This window comes from Streptomyces sp. NRRL S-340, assembly GCF_000720185.1.
GTDB lineage: Bacteria > Actinomycetota > Actinomycetes > Streptomycetales > Streptomycetaceae > Streptomyces.
In genome coordinates, this window is sequence record NZ_JOIY01000031.1 from 68,014 (window position 1) to 83,197 (window position 15,184).

Sequence of the window (15,184 nt, forward strand, 5' to 3'; positions counted from 1 at the left end):
TCCCCTTGGAGGAGGTGAGGACCGTGGCAGCCCACGACGACGACATGAACCGCGGCATCCGCCCGGGACGAGGGTCCGACGACCCGGCCGGGCAGATCGCCTACCTTGAGCAGGAGATCGCCGTCCTGCGACGCAAGCTCGCCGACTCTCCGCGGCACACGAGGATTCTCGAAGAGCGGATCGTCGAGCTGCAGACCAATCTGGCCGGCGTGTCCGCGCAGAACGAACGGCTCGCGAACACGCTCCGCGAGGCCCGCGACCAGATCGTGGCCCTCAAGGAAGAGGTCGACCGGCTCGCCCAGCCGCCCGCCGGCTTCGGCGTCTTCCTGCAGTCCAACGAGGACGGCACCGCAGACATCTTCACCGGCGGCCGCAAGCTGCGGGTGAACGTCAGCCCCAGCGTCGACCTCGACGAGCTGCGGCGCGGCCAGGAAGTGATGCTCAACGAAGCACTCAACGTGGTCGACGCCATGGAGTTCGAGCGCGTCGGCGACATCGTCACCCTCAAGGAGATCCTCGAGGACGGCGAGCGCGCCCTCGTCCTCGGGCACACCGACGAGGAACGGGTGGTACGGCTCGCCGAGCCGCTGCTGGACGTCACCATCCGTCCCGGCGACGCCCTGCTGCTCGAACCCAGGTCCGGCTACGTCTACGAGGTCGTGCCCAAGAGCGAGGTCGAGGAACTCGTCCTCGAAGAGGTCCCCGACATCGGTTACGAGCAGATCGGCGGCCTCGGCAACCAGATCGAGATGATCCGCGACGCGGTCGAGCTGCCCTACCTGTACCCGGACCTGTTCAAGGAGCACGAACTGCGCCCGCCCAAGGGTGTGCTGCTCTACGGGCCGCCCGGATGCGGCAAGACGCTCATCGCCAAGGCCGTCGCCAACTCGCTGGCCAAGAAGGTCGCCGAGGTCACCGGCCAGGCCGCGGGCAAGAGCTTCTTCCTCAACATCAAGGGCCCCGAGCTGCTGAACAAGTACGTCGGCGAGACCGAGCGGCAGATCCGCCTGGTCTTCCAGCGGGCCCGGGAGAAGGCCAGCGAGGGCACCCCCGTCATCGTCTTCTTCGACGAGATGGAGTCCCTCTTCCGCACCCGCGGCTCCGGCGTCAGCTCGGACGTGGAGAACACCATCGTCCCGCAGCTGCTCGCCGAGATCGACGGGGTGGAAGGCCTGCAGAACGTGGTGGTGATCGGCGCCTCGAACCGCGAGGACATGATCGACCCCGCCATCCTGCGGCCCGGCCGGCTCGACGTGAAGATCAAGATCGAGCGTCCCGACGCCGAGGCGGCCAAGGACATCTTCGCGAAGTACCTCACCGAGCGCCTCCCGCTGCACGGCGACGACCTCTCGGAGCACGGCGGCGACAAGGGCGCCACGGTCGGAGCCATGATCCAGACCGCGGTCGAGCAGATGTACGCCGAATCCGAGGAGAACCGCTTCCTGGAGGTCACCTACGCCAATGGCGACAAGGAAGTCCTCTACTTCAAGGACTTCAATTCCGGCGCCATGATCGAGAACATCGTGGGCCGAGCCAAGAAAATGGCGATCAAGGACTTCCTGGAGAAGAACCAGAAAGGTCTCCGCGTCTCCCACCTGCTCCAGGCGTGTGTGGACGAGTTCAAGGAGAACGAGGACCTGCCGAACACCACCAACCCGGACGACTGGGCCCGGATCTCCGGAAAGAAGGGCGAGCGGATCGTGTACATCCGCACCCTGATCACCGGAAAGCAGGGCGCGGACACCGGACGCTCCATCGACACGGTGGCGAACACCGGTCAGTACCTGTAAAAGCAGGGCGGCTGCGGGTGCCCTCACCGGGTACCCGCAGCCGACTGCTTTCCGGGGTCACCGCATGGAGCAGCCAATGACGCAAATGATCTCCCCACCAGCGCAAAGGCGTTCTAGGCTCTTTCGTACCGCCGGGTCGCGCAGTGCGGGGACGGGCACCGCACAGGCACCCGGGCACCAGCGGTACTTGAGCGCCGCCCTCGACCGAGGGCGCCGCCGGGCAAGGAGGGCCGCATGACCGTACGGCGAGTGATGGGCATCGAGACGGAGTACGGGATCTCCGTCCCCGGTCACCCCAACGCCAATGCCATGCTCACCTCGTCCCAGATCGTCAACGCCTACGCGGCGGCGATGCACCGGGCCCGCCGGGCCCGCTGGGACTTCGAGGAGGAGAACCCGCTGCGGGACGCCCGCGGCTTCGACCTCGCCCGCGAGGCCGCCGACTCCACCCAGCTCACCGACGAGGACATCGGCCTGGCCAACGTGATCCTCACCAACGGAGCACGGCTCTACGTCGACCACGCCCACCCCGAGTACAGCGCCCCCGAGGTCACCAACCCGCGCGACGCCGTCCTGTGGGACAAGGCGGGCGAACGGATCATGGCCGAGGCCGCCGAGCGGGCCGCCCAGCTGCCCGGGGCCCAGCCGATCCACCTCTACAAGAACAACACCGACAACAAGGGCGCCTCCTACGGCACGCACGAGAACTACCTGATGCGGCGGGAGACCGCCTTCTCCGACATCGTGCGCCACCTCACGCCCTTCTTCGTCTCCCGTCAGGTGGTCACCGGCGCCGGCCGCGTCGGCATCGGCCAGGACGGCCACGAGCACGGTTTCCAGCTCAGTCAGCGCGCGGACTACTTCGAGGTCGAGGTGGGTCTGGAGACGACGCTGAAGCGGCCGATCATCAACACCCGCGACGAACCGCATGCCGACGCCGAGAAGTACCGCCGGCTGCACGTGATCATCGGCGACGCCAACCTCTCCGAGATCTCCACGTACCTCAAGCTGGGCACGACCTCCCTGGTCCTGTCCATGATCGAGGACGGCTTCATCGCCGTCGACCTGGCCGTCGACCAGCCCGTACGCACTCTGCACCAGGTCTCGCACGACCCGTCACTCAAACGGCTCATCACCCTGCGCAGCGGCCGGACGCTCACCGCGGTGCAGCTCCAGATGGAGTACTTCGAGCTGTCGCGCAAGTACGTCGAGGAACGCTTCGGCGCCGACGCCGACGAGCAGACCAAGGACGTCCTGGCCCGCTGGGAGGACACCCTGAACCGGCTGGAGAACGACCCGATGAGCCTGGCCGGCGAGCTGGACTGGGTCGCCAAGCGGGAGCTGATGGAGGGCTACCGGCGCCGCGACGGCCTCGACTGGGACGCCGCCCGCCTGCACCTCGTGGACCTCCAGTACGCCGACGTACGCCCCGAGAAGGGCCTGTACAACCGCCTGGTGGCCCGCGGGCGCATGAAGCGGCTGCTGGAGGAGTCCGAGGTGGACCGGGCCCGCAGGAAGCCGCCGGAGGACACCCGCGCGTACTTCCGGGGCCGCTGCCTGGAGCAGTACGCCGACGACGTCGCCGCGGCCTCCTGGGACTCGGTCATCTTCGACCTGCCCGGCCGCGACTCCCTGCAGCGCGTCCCAACCCTGGAACCGCTTCGCGGAACGCGTAATCACGTCAAGGAGCTGCTGGACCGCTGCCGCACGGCCGAGGACCTGGTCAGGGTCCTGTCCGGCGGCTGAGCGGGTACCCGGTCCGGGCGGCGGGGGCAGGGTGGAAATCCCCCCGTCCGGGAATCATCGAGGTGGCCCCCGGACGTTGCGGAAACTGCGGGGCCGATGTCGGACCCGGCTTGTAGGGTCTGATCATCACCGATCGGCGGTAATGCCGACCATGTCGGGCGAACTGAGCGGGGTGAGGGTCATGGCAACGAAGGACACCGGTGGCGGCCAGCAGAAGGCCACGCGCGCGACCGAGGAGGTCGAGGAGCAGGCGCAGGACGCGCAGGCGGCCGAAGACCTCAAGGAACGCCACGAGAAGCTGAGCGACGACGTGGACGACGTCCTCGACGAGATCGATGATGTACTCGAGTCCAACGCCGAGGACTTCGTCAGGTCCTTCGTCCAGAAGGGCGGGCAGTAGGCCGCCGTTCCCTTCGTCTCGAAGGTGCCCGGGGCTTAGGGGTGGGTCGAACAGGGGGTGCAGCGCTGTGCGCGGTCGGCGGGACCGGTCCGCGCGCAGCCTTCGCGCCCCGGCGTCCGGCCCCGCGGACCCCGTCGGCGCCGCCCGGGGCCGGACGGGCCGGCTCTCGCCGGCCCGGGGGCGCGCAGGGCCTCGCGAAACCGGGAGACGAGCAGTCGGGCGCCGCTTTCGCCGGTGCCCGCCGTTCCTGTCGCCGGCTTCGCCGGAGCATGTGGATCACTGCCATGGGACGGGTAGGGTCCGTGGCGTACTGTGCTTCAGCTGCAACGCCGCACTGGGGCAGTTCAAGGATCGGCCCGATGTCATGAGGCGGGCTGCTGCTTATGTGGAAGGAATCGCGTGGAAGCCAACACTCGTAGCACCGGGCGTCTACCAGCTGCCTTCCTGACGCCTGGGTCCTCGTCCTTCATGGACTTCCTCTCCGAGCACCAGCCCGAGCTGCTGCCCGGCAAGCGGCAGCTGCCGCCCGCGCAGGGGGTGCTGGAGGCGCCGCACGGCACGACGATCGTGGCCGTGAGCTTCCCGGGGGGCGTCGTGCTGGCCGGTGACCGGCGGGCGACGATGGGCAACGTCATCGCGCAGCGGGACATCGAGAAGGTGTTCCCCGCGGACGAGTACTCGGCCGTGGGCATCGCCGGCACGGCCGGCCTGGCCGTGGAGATGGTCAAGCTGTTCCAGCTGGAGCTGGAGCACTTCGAGAAGGTCGAGGGCGCGCAGCTGTCGCTGGAGGGCAAGGCGAACCGGCTGTCGACCATGATCCGTTCCAACCTCGGCATGGCGATGCAGGGTCTGGCCGTGGTGCCGCTCTTCGCGGGGTACGACGTGGACCGCGGCAAGGGCCGCATCTTCTCCTACGACGTGACCGGCGGCCGCAGCGAGGAGCACGGCTACGCGGCGACGGGCTCCGGTTCGGTCTTCGCGCGCGGTGCCATGAAGAAGCTCTTCCGTGCCGACCTGACCGAGGCCGAGGCGACCACACTGGTGGTGCAGGCCCTGTACGACGCGGCAGACGACGACTCGGCGACCGGTGGTCCCGACGTCGCCCGCCGGATCTATCCGATCGTCACCGTGATCACCGATGACGGCTTCCGCCGGCTCACCGACGACGAGTCCTCCGAGATCGCCCGCTCGGTGCTGCAGCGGCGGCTGGAGCAGCCGGACGGCCCGAGGGCCGCGCTGCTGTAGCGGCGGCCGGTTCTTGCCCAGGGTGATCGAGTGACCTCTACAGAAAGGGACGGATAACCGGTGTCGACGCCGTTCTATGTCTCACCTCAGCAGGCGATGGCCGACCGGGCGGAGTACGCCCGCAAGGGCATCGCCCGTGGCCGCAGCCTGGTGGTGCTGCAGTACGCCGACGGAATCGTGTTCGTCGGTGAGAATCCGTCCCGCGCGCTGCACAAGTTCAGCGAGATCTACGACCGGATCGGGTTCGCCGCGGCCGGGAAGTACAACGAGTACGAGAACCTGCGCATCGGCGGCGTCCGCTACGCCGACCTGCGCGGTTACACCTACGACCGGGACGACGTGACCGCGCGCGGCCTGGCCAACGTCTACGCGCAGACGCTGGGCACGATCTTCTCCAGCGCGGCGGAGAAGCCGTACGAGGTGGAGCTGGTGGTCGCCGAGGTGGGGGAGACCCCCGAGGGCGACCAGATCTACCGGCTGCCGCACGACGGGTCGATCGTGGACGAGCACGGCTCGGTCGCGGTCGGTGGCAACGCGGAGCAGATCAGCGGCTACCTGGACCAGCGCCACCGGGACGGGATGACGCTGGCCGAGGCGCTGAAGCTGGCGGTGCAGGCGCTGTCCCGGGACACCAACGGCAGCGAGCGGGAGATCCCCGCCGAGCGCCTGGAGGTGGCGGTGCTGGACCGCACGCGGCCGCAGCAGCGCAAGTTCAAGCGGATCGTGGGGCCGCAGCTGGCCCGGCTGCTGCAGGGCGGCAGCACCGACACCTCCAAGGACGACGACGAGCCGGAGGAGTCCTCCGGGTCCGAGGAGAGCGGGAAGTAGCCCACCGCGCGTGTACCGGGTGCCCCGGCCGGCGTCTCCTCGACGTCACGGCCGGGGCACCGGCGTCTCAGAAGGCCCGGGGCGCGGCCGTGGAGCCCCGGACCACCAGTTCCACCGGGATGTCGCCGCCGTCCGGCACACGGCCCTCCAGGACGGCCAGGAGGGCGTGCATGCCGCGTTCGCCGAAGAGTTCCGCGTCCAGGCGCACGGTGGTCAGCTCGGGGTCGATGGCGGTGGCCAGGGCGAGGTCGTCGAGGCCGGTGACGGAGAGGTCGTCGGGGACGCGCAGCCCTAGCCGGCGCAGTCCCTTGTAGGCGCCCGCGGCCAGCTTGTCGTCGTCGCAGACCAGGGCGGTGGGCCGGGGGCCGGGCGCACCCAGCGCGGCTTCGGTGGCGGCGCGGGCGTCCTCGATGGAGATCGGGGCGCGGGCGGTGCGCAGGGTGGTGCCCGGGACGGCGTCCAGACGCGCGGCCAGTTCCCGGGCCCGTGCCTCGAAGGTCCAGGAGGGCACGTCGGCCGCGAGGTGGAGGAAGCGCCGGTGGCCGAGGCCGAGCAGGTGGTCGGCGACCTGGCGCACGCCGTCGGCGATGTCGAGGTTGACCGTGGCGGCGCCGAGGCTGCCGGCGGGGTCGCTGTCGAGCATGACGAGCGGGAGCTGGTCGCCGCGGATGGCGGTGAGGGCGTCGGCGGCCATGGAGGAGGCGAGGACGCCGTCGAGGGCGGCCTGGGCGGAGGCGAAGGGGTTCCTGGCGGGGCCGATGCCCTCGGGGGAGGGGTACAGGACGACGCCGAAGCCGTGGTCGGCGGCCACCCGGGCGGCGCCGGTGTAGACGCCGGCGAAGAACTCGGTGGTCAGGGCGGGGACGACCAGCAGCACGGTGCGGGTGTGGCCGAGGCGCAGGTTGCGGGCGGCGAGGTTGGGCCGGTAGCCGAGGTCACGGGCGGCCTGCCGGACGCGCTGTGCGGTCGTCTCGGCGACCCGGCCGCGCCACTTGTCGCCGAGGACGAGGGAGACGGCGGCCTGGGAGACCCCGGCGGCCTGGGCGACGTCGCGGCTGGTGGGCCGGGTGCTTCCTCGTGCCACCGTGGTGCTGCCCCTCTTCTTCCGGCCGTGGGTGCTCCCGCGGCCGTTCGCGGTCGTCTGGACTGGTGAACAGCGCACATGGTACGTATGGCCACGGACGTTATACGTAACACTCATGCTGCACTCATGCCTGGGAGGGCGCGCGATGACCGCGGGATTCGCCGGATACCTGGAGATACTCAGGGCGCGGCACGCCGCCCGGCTGCTGGCGGGCACGCTCGTGGGCCGGCTGCCGAACGCGACCGCGGCGATCGCGATCGTGCTGTTCGTCCGCGCCGAGGGCGGCACGTACAGCCTCGCCGGCGTGCTGGCGGCGGTGTACGGGGTCGCCAACGCGGTGGGCCAGCCGGTGCTCGGACGCCTGGTGGACCTGTACGGGCAGCCGCGCGTCCAGCTGCCCGCGGCGCTGGCGGCCGCCCTGGCGATGACCCTGTTCGCCTTCACCGGCACCGAGCCGCCGGTGCTCGCCTGGGCGGCGGTGGCCGCGGCCGGGCTCTGCACACCGCCGCTGGAGGGCGGCCTGCGTGCCCTGTGGCCCACGGTCCTGCGCGGGCAGGAGCGGGTGCACACGGCGTACGCGATGGACGCGGTGGCCCAGGAAGTCATGTTCACCGTCGGACCGTTGCTGGTGACGCTGTGCGTGTCGCTGTGGTCGGCCCGGGCCGCCCTGGTGGTGCTGAACGCCGTCGGGGTGCTGGGCGCGCTGTCGGTGGTCGTCTCGCCGCCGTCCCGGGCGTGGCGTTCGGCGCCGCGCGAGGCGCACTGGCTGGGGGCCCTGCGCTCGCCGGGCCTGCTGGCCATGCTGGGGGCGTTCCTGTTCGTCGGGGTCGCGCTGGGGTCCATCACCGTGGCGGCGGTGTCCTACGCGGACGGTCACGGCGGCGACGCGGTGTACGGCTGGCTGATGGCGGCGCTGGGGCTGGGGGCGCTGGCCGGCGGGGCCGTCTACGGGGCGCGGCAGTGGCCGGGTGCGCCGGAGCGGCGACTGCGGGTGCTGGTGGCGCTTCTGGCGGTGTGTTACCTGCCGCTGACGCTGATGCCGGGGGTGGTGGCGATGGTGCTGCTGACGGCGGTGTCCGGGGTGTTCCTGGCGCCGTGCATCGCCTGCGCGTTCATCATCGTGGACCGGCACGCGCCGAGTGGGACGGTGACGGAGGCGTTCTCCTGGCTGGTGACGATGTTCACGGTGGGTGCGTCGGTGGGCACGGGGGTCGCGGGCCCGGTGGTCGAGGCGGGCGGCGCGCTGTGGGGTTTCGCGGTGCCGGCCGTGGCCGGGGCGGTGTCGCTGCTGGTGCTGCTGGCCACCGGATCGGTCCTCGCAGCTCCCGCCGGGCGGGCGGTCGTTGCGGCTTCATCGGAAAATGATCCAAATCGTGCTGTCGAACCCCGTTTCAGCTCGGGGGATCGGGCGTAATGTTCAGTCATGGACCGCCGCATTTTCGGGCTGGAGAACGAGTACGGCGTCACGTGCACGTTCAGGGGACAGCGCCGCCTGTCGCCTGACGAGGTGGCGCGGTACCTCTTCCGCCGTGTCGTGTCATGGGGCCGCAGCAGCAATGTGTTTCTGCGAAACGGCGCCCGGCTCTATCTCGACGTGGGGTCACATCCGGAATACGCGACACCCGAGTGTGACAATGTGACCGAACTGGTCACCCACGACAAGGCCGGCGAGCGCATTCTCGAGGGACTCCTGGTAGACGCGGAACGACGCCTGCACGAGGAGGGAATCGCGGGCGACGTCTACCTCTTCAAGAACAACACGGACTCGGCGGGCAACTCCTACGGCTGTCACGAGAACTATCTGGTGGCACGGCACGGGGAGTTCTCACGGCTCGCGGACATCCTCATTCCGTTCCTGGTCACACGGCAGCTGCTGTGCGGCGCGGGAAAGGTCCTGCAGACGCCGCGCGGGGCCGTGTACTGCGTGAGCCAGCGGGCCGAGCACATCTGGGAGGGCGTCTCCTCGGCGACCACCCGCTCCCGGCCGATCATCAACACGCGCGACGAACCGCACGCGGACGCCGAGCGCTACCGCCGGCTGCACGTCATCGTGGGCGACTCGAACATGTCCGAGACGACGATGCTGCTGAAGGTCGGCGCCACCGACCTCGTGCTGCGCATGATCGAGGCGGGCACGGTGATGCGGGACCTGACCCTGGAGAACCCGATCCGGGCGATCCGCGAGGTCAGCCACGACATCACGGGCCGCCGCAAGGTGCGCCTGGCCAGCGGCCGGGAGGCGTCCGCGCTGGAGGTGCAGCGCGAGTACTACGAGAAGGCCGTGGACTTCTGCGAGCGCCGCGGCATCCGCACCGGCACCGTGGAGCAGGTGCTGGAGCTGTGGGGCCGCACGCTGGACGCGATCGAGAGCGAGGATCTCGACCGGATCGGCACCGAGATCGACTGGGTGATGAAGTACAAGCTCATCGAGCGGTACCGGGCCAAGCACAACATGACCATGTCGCATCCGCGGGTCGCCCAGATAGACCTCGCGTACCACGACATCCACCGCCGCCGCGGTCTGTACTACCTGCTGGAGAAGAAGGGCCAAGCCACCCGGATCTGCAACGACTTGAAGATCTTCGAGGGCAAGTCGGTGCCGCCGCAGACCACTCGGGCGCGGCTGCGCGGCGACTTCATCCGGCGGGCGCAGGAACAGCGCCGTGACTTCACGGTCGACTGGGTGCACCTGAAGCTCAACGACCAGGCGCAGCGCACGGTGTTGTGCAAGGACCCGTTCCGTTCGGTGGACGACAGGGTGGAGAAGCTGATCGCCGGAATGTGATCCGCCGGGGGCGGGGCGCGTTCCGCGCGATTCCCCGGTCCCCGGTTCGCTCGCGCGGGGGGTGACCCCGCGGAACGCCACACGGGCGCCGTACGTTTCACGTGCGGCGCCCTTCTCGCCCCGTAGAGTTGCGCGCACGCCATCCACAAGATCGACCGATTACGAGGCCCACCGTGCGCCGACGCTCTCTGCTCCTTTCCGCCCCCGCGGGACTGGTCACCCTGGCCGCCTGCGGCAACGACAAGTCCGGCTCGGGCAGTGCCGGTGACACCTCCTCGAAGTCTCCGTCGCCCACCGCCCCGGCGACGTCCGCCGCGCCGCCGCCGAAGATCGTCTCCGGGCCGCTGCCGGCGATCACGGCGGGCACGAAGTTCGGTGAGAAGCCGACCGTCGCCAAGGGCACCGGCACCCCGTCCAAGGACCTGGCGGTGAAGACCGTCATCGCCGGCGGCGGCCGTACGGTGGCGGAGAACGACTACGTCCAGGCCCACTACCTCGGCCAGGTCTGGGACACGGCGAAGGTCTTCGACAACTCCTACGACCGCAAGACGCCCCTGCTCATCCAGCTCGCCCAGGGCACGATCATCGACGGCTGGCGCTATGCGCTGGCCGGGAAGAAGGTCGGCAGCAGGGTGGCGTTCTCGGTGCCCCCCACCTGGGGCTACGGCACGCAGGGCAACGCGCAGGCGGGCATCAAGGGCACCGACACGCTGGTCTTCGTGGTCGATGTGCAGGACGCCTTCAACTCCAAGAGCTCGGCCAAGGGGAAGACGGCCGGCCTGAACGACGCGAACCTGCCGAAGGTGGGCACCAACACCGACGGCGCGGCCCCCTCCGTCGACGTGCCGAAGACGGCGGCGCCCAAGAAGCTGGTCGCGGAGTACGTCATCGAGGGCGACGGCCCGGCGGTCAAGGCGGAGAGCACCGTGCTGGTGCAGTACAAGGGCGTGCTGTGGGACGGCGGCAAGGAGTTCGACTCGACGTACAAGAGGAACCAGCTGACGTCGTTCTCGCTGCAGCAGGTCGTCAAGGGCTGGGCGCAGGGGCTGACCGGCAAGAAGGTCGGCAGCCGCGTCCTGATCGTCATCCCGCCCTCCCTGGGCTACGGCGACAACCCGCCGCCGGACAGCGGCATCAAGAAGGACTCCACGCTGGTGTTCTCCGTGGACATCCTGGCCGCGATGTGAGCCGCCCGGGATGTAAGACTGTGGATGTTGCCTTTTCGCAGACAAGCAGGAGCTAGAGACGTGAGCATCGACAAGCCCGAGATCGACTTCCCGGGCGGCGAGCCCCCGGCGGACCTGGAGATCAAGGACATCTGGGAGGGCGACGGCGAGGTGGCGACGGCGGGCCAGACCGTCACCGTCCACTACGTGGGTGTCGCCTTCAGCACCGGCGAGGAGTTCGACGCCAGCTGGAACCGGGGCACTCCCTTCCGCTTCCCGCTCGGCGGCGGCCGGGTCATCAAGGGCTGGGACCAGGGCGTGCAGGGCATGAAGGTCGGCGGCCGTCGCCAGCTGACCATCCCGGCCCACCTCGCCTACGGCGACCAGAGCCCGACCCCGGCGATCAAGCCCGGCGAGACGCTGATCTTCGTCGTCGACCTGCTCGGGGTCTGATCGCCGCCGCGCGGATCCGTCCGGGAAGCCGGGGGATCCGCGCGGGATCCGATCACCTGGGGCCCATGCCTGACCGGGCGTGGGCCCTCGGCTTTTGCCACCGTGCCGCGGGGCGGTACGGTCGTCGGCAGTAAGCACCATGAGGAAGGTGACGGGCGTCGATGGCCATTGCCAAGGCGGAGCGGCTGATGAACCTCGCGCTGTGCCTGCTCGGGACACGGCGGCCGCTCAGCAAGCGCGAGCTGCGCGAGTCCATCGAGGCGTACGTGGAGGCCTTCGGGCCGGGCCGGGGCACGGCTCCCGGGCCGGACAGGAGCGCGCCGGCGTCCGACGACTCCTTCAACCGCATGTTCGAGCGTGACAAGGACGACCTGCGCGAGCTGGGGCTGGTCATCGAGACCGTGGAGAGCCTGGAGGGAGAGGTCGGCTACCTCGCCCGCCGGGACAGCAACCGGCTGCCGCCCATCACCCTGGACGCCGAGGAGGCCGCAGCCCTGGGCCTGGCCGCCAAGGTCTGGCAGCAGGCCCGGCTCGCCGGGGCCGCCAGCGGCGCCCTGCAGAAGCTGCGCGCGGCCGGTCTGCCCGAGGACGTCGACCCGTACGAGGCGCACAGCGCCCTGGAGCCGCGCATCCCGGTGCACGAGGCCGCCTTCGAACCGCTGATGCTGGCCTGCCGCGACCGCCGTCCGGTGCTCTTCGACTACCGCAAGGCCAGCGCCGCCCGCCCCGAGCCCCGGCACGTGGAGCCGTGGGCGCTGGAGTGCTGGCGTGGTCACTGGTACCTGGCAGGCTTCGACCGCGACCGCGGTGCCGAGCGGGTCTTCCGGCTGTCCCGGATCACCGGCAAGGTGCGTTCGCGCGGCGCCCGCTTCACCGCTCCCGTGCCGGACGTCGTCACCGTCCGGGAGACCGTCGCGAGCTGGGCCGGCGAGATCGCCGACCGCTCGGCGCGGATCCGGCTGCGCTCGGGGTCGGGCTACCCCCTCCGGGCGAAGGCCACCGCCGTCCGGGAGCTCGGTGACGGCTGGGACGAGTTGGACATCCCGTACGGACACGGGCTGGACGCCTGGCTGGTGGAGTTCGGACCGGACGTGGTGGTCCTGGAACCCGCCGAACTGCGGGCTGACGTGGTGGACCGGCTGCGTGCCGTGGCCAAGGGCTGAGGGGGATCGAGGAACACCGTGGCAGGCAAACCGGTCAGGCCCGCGAACGCCATCGACCAGACCCGGCGGATGCTCTCCCTCGTGACCTATCTGAGGGAGCGGCCCGGCGCCCGGATCGAGGACGTGGCGCGCGCCTTCGGCATCAGCGAGGACGAGCTGGTCTCCGACCTCGACGTGCTGCCCATGTGCGGCACCAGCTTCCGCGGCGGCGACCTGCTCGACATCGACACCGACGGGGAGCGGATCTGGTGGCACAACCCCGCCGCGCTCGGCGCGGACGCCGCCGAGCCGCTCAGGCTGGCCGCCGACGAGGCGACCGCCCTGCTCGTCGCGGCCCGCGCGGTGGCCACCCTGCCGGGCCTGCGCGAGAGCGACCGGCAGGCGCTGCTGCGGGCGACCGCCAAGGTGGAGACCGCGGCCGGCGAGGCGGCGGGCGCCAGCTCCCGCCTCTCGGTGACCTTCGAGTCCGAGGGCGGCGTCTTCGCCGACGTCGACCGGGCCATCTCCGAGCGGCGCCGCCTGTGGATCCGCTACTACTCGCCGGCGCGCGACGAGGTCACCGAGCGCGAGATCGACCCCATCCGCCTGGTCAGCGTCGGACACACGTACGTGGAGGCCTGGTGCCGCCGCTCCGAGGCGCGCCGCACCTTCCGGCTCGACCGGGTCGCCGAGATCAAGATCCTCGACGAGCCGTCCGCGCCCCCGGAGATAGAGCTGCGCGACCTGTCCGAGGCGCTGGTGCAGCCCGCCGCGGAGGACCCCGAGGTCGTCGTCGAGGTCGGCCCCGGCGGCCGCTGGGTCGCCGAGTACTACCCGCACGACAGCGCCGAGGAGCTGCCCGACGGCGGGCTGCGCATCACGCTGCGCACCCCCGACCCGGCCTCGCTCAGGCGTCTGGCGCTGCGCCTGGGGCAGGACGGCAGGATCGTCGCGCCGGGCGCCCTGGCCGACAGCGCCCGGCAGGCGGCCCGGGAGGCCCTCGCGGCGTACGACGGGATCGAGGCGGCGTCCGGCGAGGGCGGCGGCCGGGGCACCGGCGGGGGAGCGCCGGCCGGCGACCGCGACGCGACCGGGCCCACCGCGCCCGGCGGCCCGTCCGGGCCGGTGTGGGCCTACGGCAGGCAGGAGCAGGCGCTGTGAGCGAGTCGACGCCGCCCGCCGGGGCGGCCATGTCGGTGGCGGCGGCCTTCGCCGGGATGCGCAACGTGTCGCCCGCGGTGTTCCGCGCGTGCTGCCCCGACTGCCGGGCCCGTTTCGAACTCGCCGCGAGCGCGCTGCGGCTGGTGGTCGGCGCCAGCAGCCGCACCACCTTCTACTCGTTCACCTGCCCCGAGTGCGGTGTCTCGGCCCGCAAGCCGGCCGGGGAACGCATCGTCGAACTGCTCACCAGCGGCGGCGTCAGGGCCCTGCGGTTGCACAGCGCCGTCTGAGGCCGATGCGTGCGGTTCCGGCGCGGGCCGGGCGCGGACGGGGGCCCGCGTGCGGCCCGCGCCGCTGTCCGGTGAAGGTTCGCCCCCGGGAAGCGGGCGTCCCGGCAGCCGTCGGCGGAGGAGCCGCCCGGCCCCGCTGAGCGCCGGTCCCGCCCGAGGTCGCACGCCCGTCCGTCCGTGCGAGACAGCGCTCGACCGGTCCGGCGGCGGCCGGCGGTTCCCGGCTCCGGGACCGTTGCGGGTGCGACGGCCGGCCGCCGGCCGCAGGCCTGGACGGAACCGCTCCGCGGACCGTCTAGGCTCAGGGCCATGGTGTGGCCGATGTTCGCGGTAGCTGCGGGATTTCTGGGACTCGCCGTCCTCGGTGTGCTGGGGATCCGGGTCTTCCTCGAGGCGCAACGCCTCGGCAGGCAGGTCTCGGACTCGGCGCGGCGTATCAACAGGGCGGCCGAGGACCTGGAGCGGGCCGCCGTGAGCGCGGCGCGGGCGGCCGACCCCCGGTGAGCGCTCCCGGGAACCCGTGCGCGGTCCCGGGAACTTCTGTGAGGTTCTGAACGTCACGTCGGGTGGAGTGCTGTGGCCTGTACCCAATGCTCTTGCGGCTGGGTACGCTCTACGCGCGGTCCGAAAAACGAGGCGCGGTCCGCACGGCACGAGTACACGTGGGGATGGTCCCGAGTTCATCCCCGGGCGATACGATCGCTGTCAGCACGATGGTCAGACCCCTGTCCGTCCGGTCGGTCAGGACCCGCCGCCCCGCCTCAGTGAGAAGGTGAAGACAGATGTTCCGCAACGCACTCGAGCCGTGGCACCTGGTGCTGTTGATTCTCGTGATCGTCCTCGTGTTCGGCTCGAAGAAGCTTCCGGACATGGCGCGCTCGCTCGGCAAGTCGGCGCGCATCCTCAAGAGCGAGGCCAAGGCGATGAAGGGCGACGGCAAGGCGTCCTCCACGTCGGCCCAGCCGGCCGAGGAGGAGCAGTCCGCGCAGGCTCAGCGCACCATCCAGGCGGCCCCCGGTGATGTGACCAGCTCCCGCCCGGTCGCCGAGCCGACGGACACGACGACCCAGCGCTGACGCGAGGACCGGGACCTC

The 15,184-nt window shown here is 70.9% G+C and carries 15 protein-coding genes and 1 pseudogene; 15 read left to right on the top strand and 1 reads right to left on the bottom strand.

Annotated features, from left to right (window positions below):
• Positions 1-23 precede the first annotated feature (23 nt).
• The 6 genes and pseudogenes from arc (at position 24) to prcA (ending at position 6,009) form a co-directional block, all read left to right on the top strand.
• Positions 24-1,790, top strand: a complete 1,767-nt coding sequence (arc, locus tag IG64_RS23745) for a proteasome ATPase (protein ID WP_037859600.1) — start codon at positions 24-26, stop codon at positions 1,788-1,790.
• Positions 1,791-2,024: 234 nt separating this feature from the next.
• On the top strand, positions 2,025-3,536 hold the full coding sequence (gene dop, locus IG64_RS23750) for a depupylase/deamidase Dop (RefSeq protein ID WP_420709968.1): 1,512 nt from the start codon (positions 2,025-2,027) through the stop codon (positions 3,534-3,536).
• Between the two features lie 181 nt (positions 3,537-3,717).
• A complete protein-coding gene (locus IG64_RS23755; protein ID WP_037859605.1) occupies positions 3,718-3,936 on the top strand; it encodes a ubiquitin-like protein Pup in 219 nt (72 codons plus the stop codon).
• A 256-nt stretch (positions 3,937-4,192) separates the two neighbouring features.
• Positions 4,193-4,384: pseudogene (locus IG64_RS43305) on the top strand (endonuclease domain-containing protein); the annotation flags it as partial.
• Complete coding sequence (gene prcB, locus IG64_RS23765; RefSeq protein WP_037859608.1) at positions 4,336-5,181, top strand: proteasome subunit beta; 846 nt, start codon at positions 4,336-4,338, stop codon at positions 5,179-5,181. The pseudogene IG64_RS43305 and the gene prcB, both read left to right, overlap by 49 nt.
• 60 nt (positions 5,182-5,241) lie before the next feature.
• Complete coding sequence (prcA, locus tag IG64_RS23770) at positions 5,242-6,009, top strand: proteasome subunit alpha (protein WP_037859610.1); 768 nt, start codon at positions 5,242-5,244, stop codon at positions 6,007-6,009.
• 67 nt (positions 6,010-6,076) lie between these two features.
• Here prcA and IG64_RS23775 read toward each other — a convergent pair whose 3' ends face one another.
• Entirely contained in the window at positions 6,077-7,093 is a 1,017-nt protein-coding gene (locus IG64_RS23775) for a LacI family DNA-binding transcriptional regulator (protein WP_037859612.1), read from the bottom strand.
• Positions 7,094-7,238: 145 nt separating this feature from the next.
• On the opposite strand from IG64_RS23775, the gene IG64_RS23780 reads away from it, so the two are divergent.
• From IG64_RS23780 to tatA, 9 genes are all read left to right on the top strand, one after another.
• On the top strand, positions 7,239-8,507 hold the full coding sequence (locus tag IG64_RS23780) for an MFS transporter (RefSeq protein ID WP_037859613.1): 1,269 nt from the start codon (positions 7,239-7,241) through the stop codon (positions 8,505-8,507).
• A 9-nt stretch (positions 8,508-8,516) separates the two neighbouring features.
• Positions 8,517-9,878: a Pup--protein ligase gene (gene pafA / locus IG64_RS23785; protein WP_037859616.1), complete on the top strand. Its 1,362-nt coding sequence runs from the start codon at positions 8,517-8,519 to the stop codon at positions 9,876-9,878.
• A gap of 173 nt (positions 9,879-10,051) precedes the next feature.
• Positions 10,052-11,065 (top strand): FKBP-type peptidyl-prolyl cis-trans isomerase, encoded by a 1,014-nt coding sequence (locus IG64_RS23790; protein WP_037859618.1) that lies wholly within the window; start codon positions 10,052-10,054, stop codon positions 11,063-11,065.
• A gap of 60 nt (positions 11,066-11,125) precedes the next feature.
• A complete protein-coding gene (locus tag IG64_RS23795) occupies positions 11,126-11,497 on the top strand; it encodes an FKBP-type peptidyl-prolyl cis-trans isomerase (RefSeq protein WP_037859621.1) in 372 nt (123 codons plus the stop codon).
• Between the two features lie 161 nt (positions 11,498-11,658).
• Positions 11,659-12,660 (top strand): helix-turn-helix transcriptional regulator, encoded by a 1,002-nt coding sequence (locus tag IG64_RS23800; RefSeq protein WP_037859623.1) that lies wholly within the window; start codon positions 11,659-11,661, stop codon positions 12,658-12,660.
• A gap of 18 nt (positions 12,661-12,678) precedes the next feature.
• A complete protein-coding gene (locus IG64_RS23805; protein WP_078884186.1) occupies positions 12,679-13,800 on the top strand; it encodes a helix-turn-helix transcriptional regulator in 1,122 nt (373 codons plus the stop codon).
• Positions 13,801-13,829: 29 nt separating this feature from the next.
• The gene (locus IG64_RS23810; protein WP_051813287.1) at positions 13,830-14,090 is read left to right on the top strand and encodes a hypothetical protein; all 261 of its coding nucleotides are present in this window, start codon (positions 13,830-13,832) and stop codon (positions 14,088-14,090) included.
• A 309-nt stretch (positions 14,091-14,399) separates the two neighbouring features.
• Positions 14,400-14,594 carry a hypothetical protein gene (locus IG64_RS23815; RefSeq protein ID WP_037859627.1) on the top strand — a complete coding sequence of 65 codons (195 nt, stop codon included), beginning with the start codon at positions 14,400-14,402 and terminating at the stop codon, positions 14,592-14,594.
• Positions 14,595-14,872: 278 nt separating this feature from the next.
• Complete coding sequence (gene tatA, locus IG64_RS23820) at positions 14,873-15,166, top strand: Sec-independent protein translocase subunit TatA (protein WP_037859629.1); 294 nt, start codon at positions 14,873-14,875, stop codon at positions 15,164-15,166.
• The last annotated feature ends 18 nt before the right edge of the window (positions 15,167-15,184 follow it).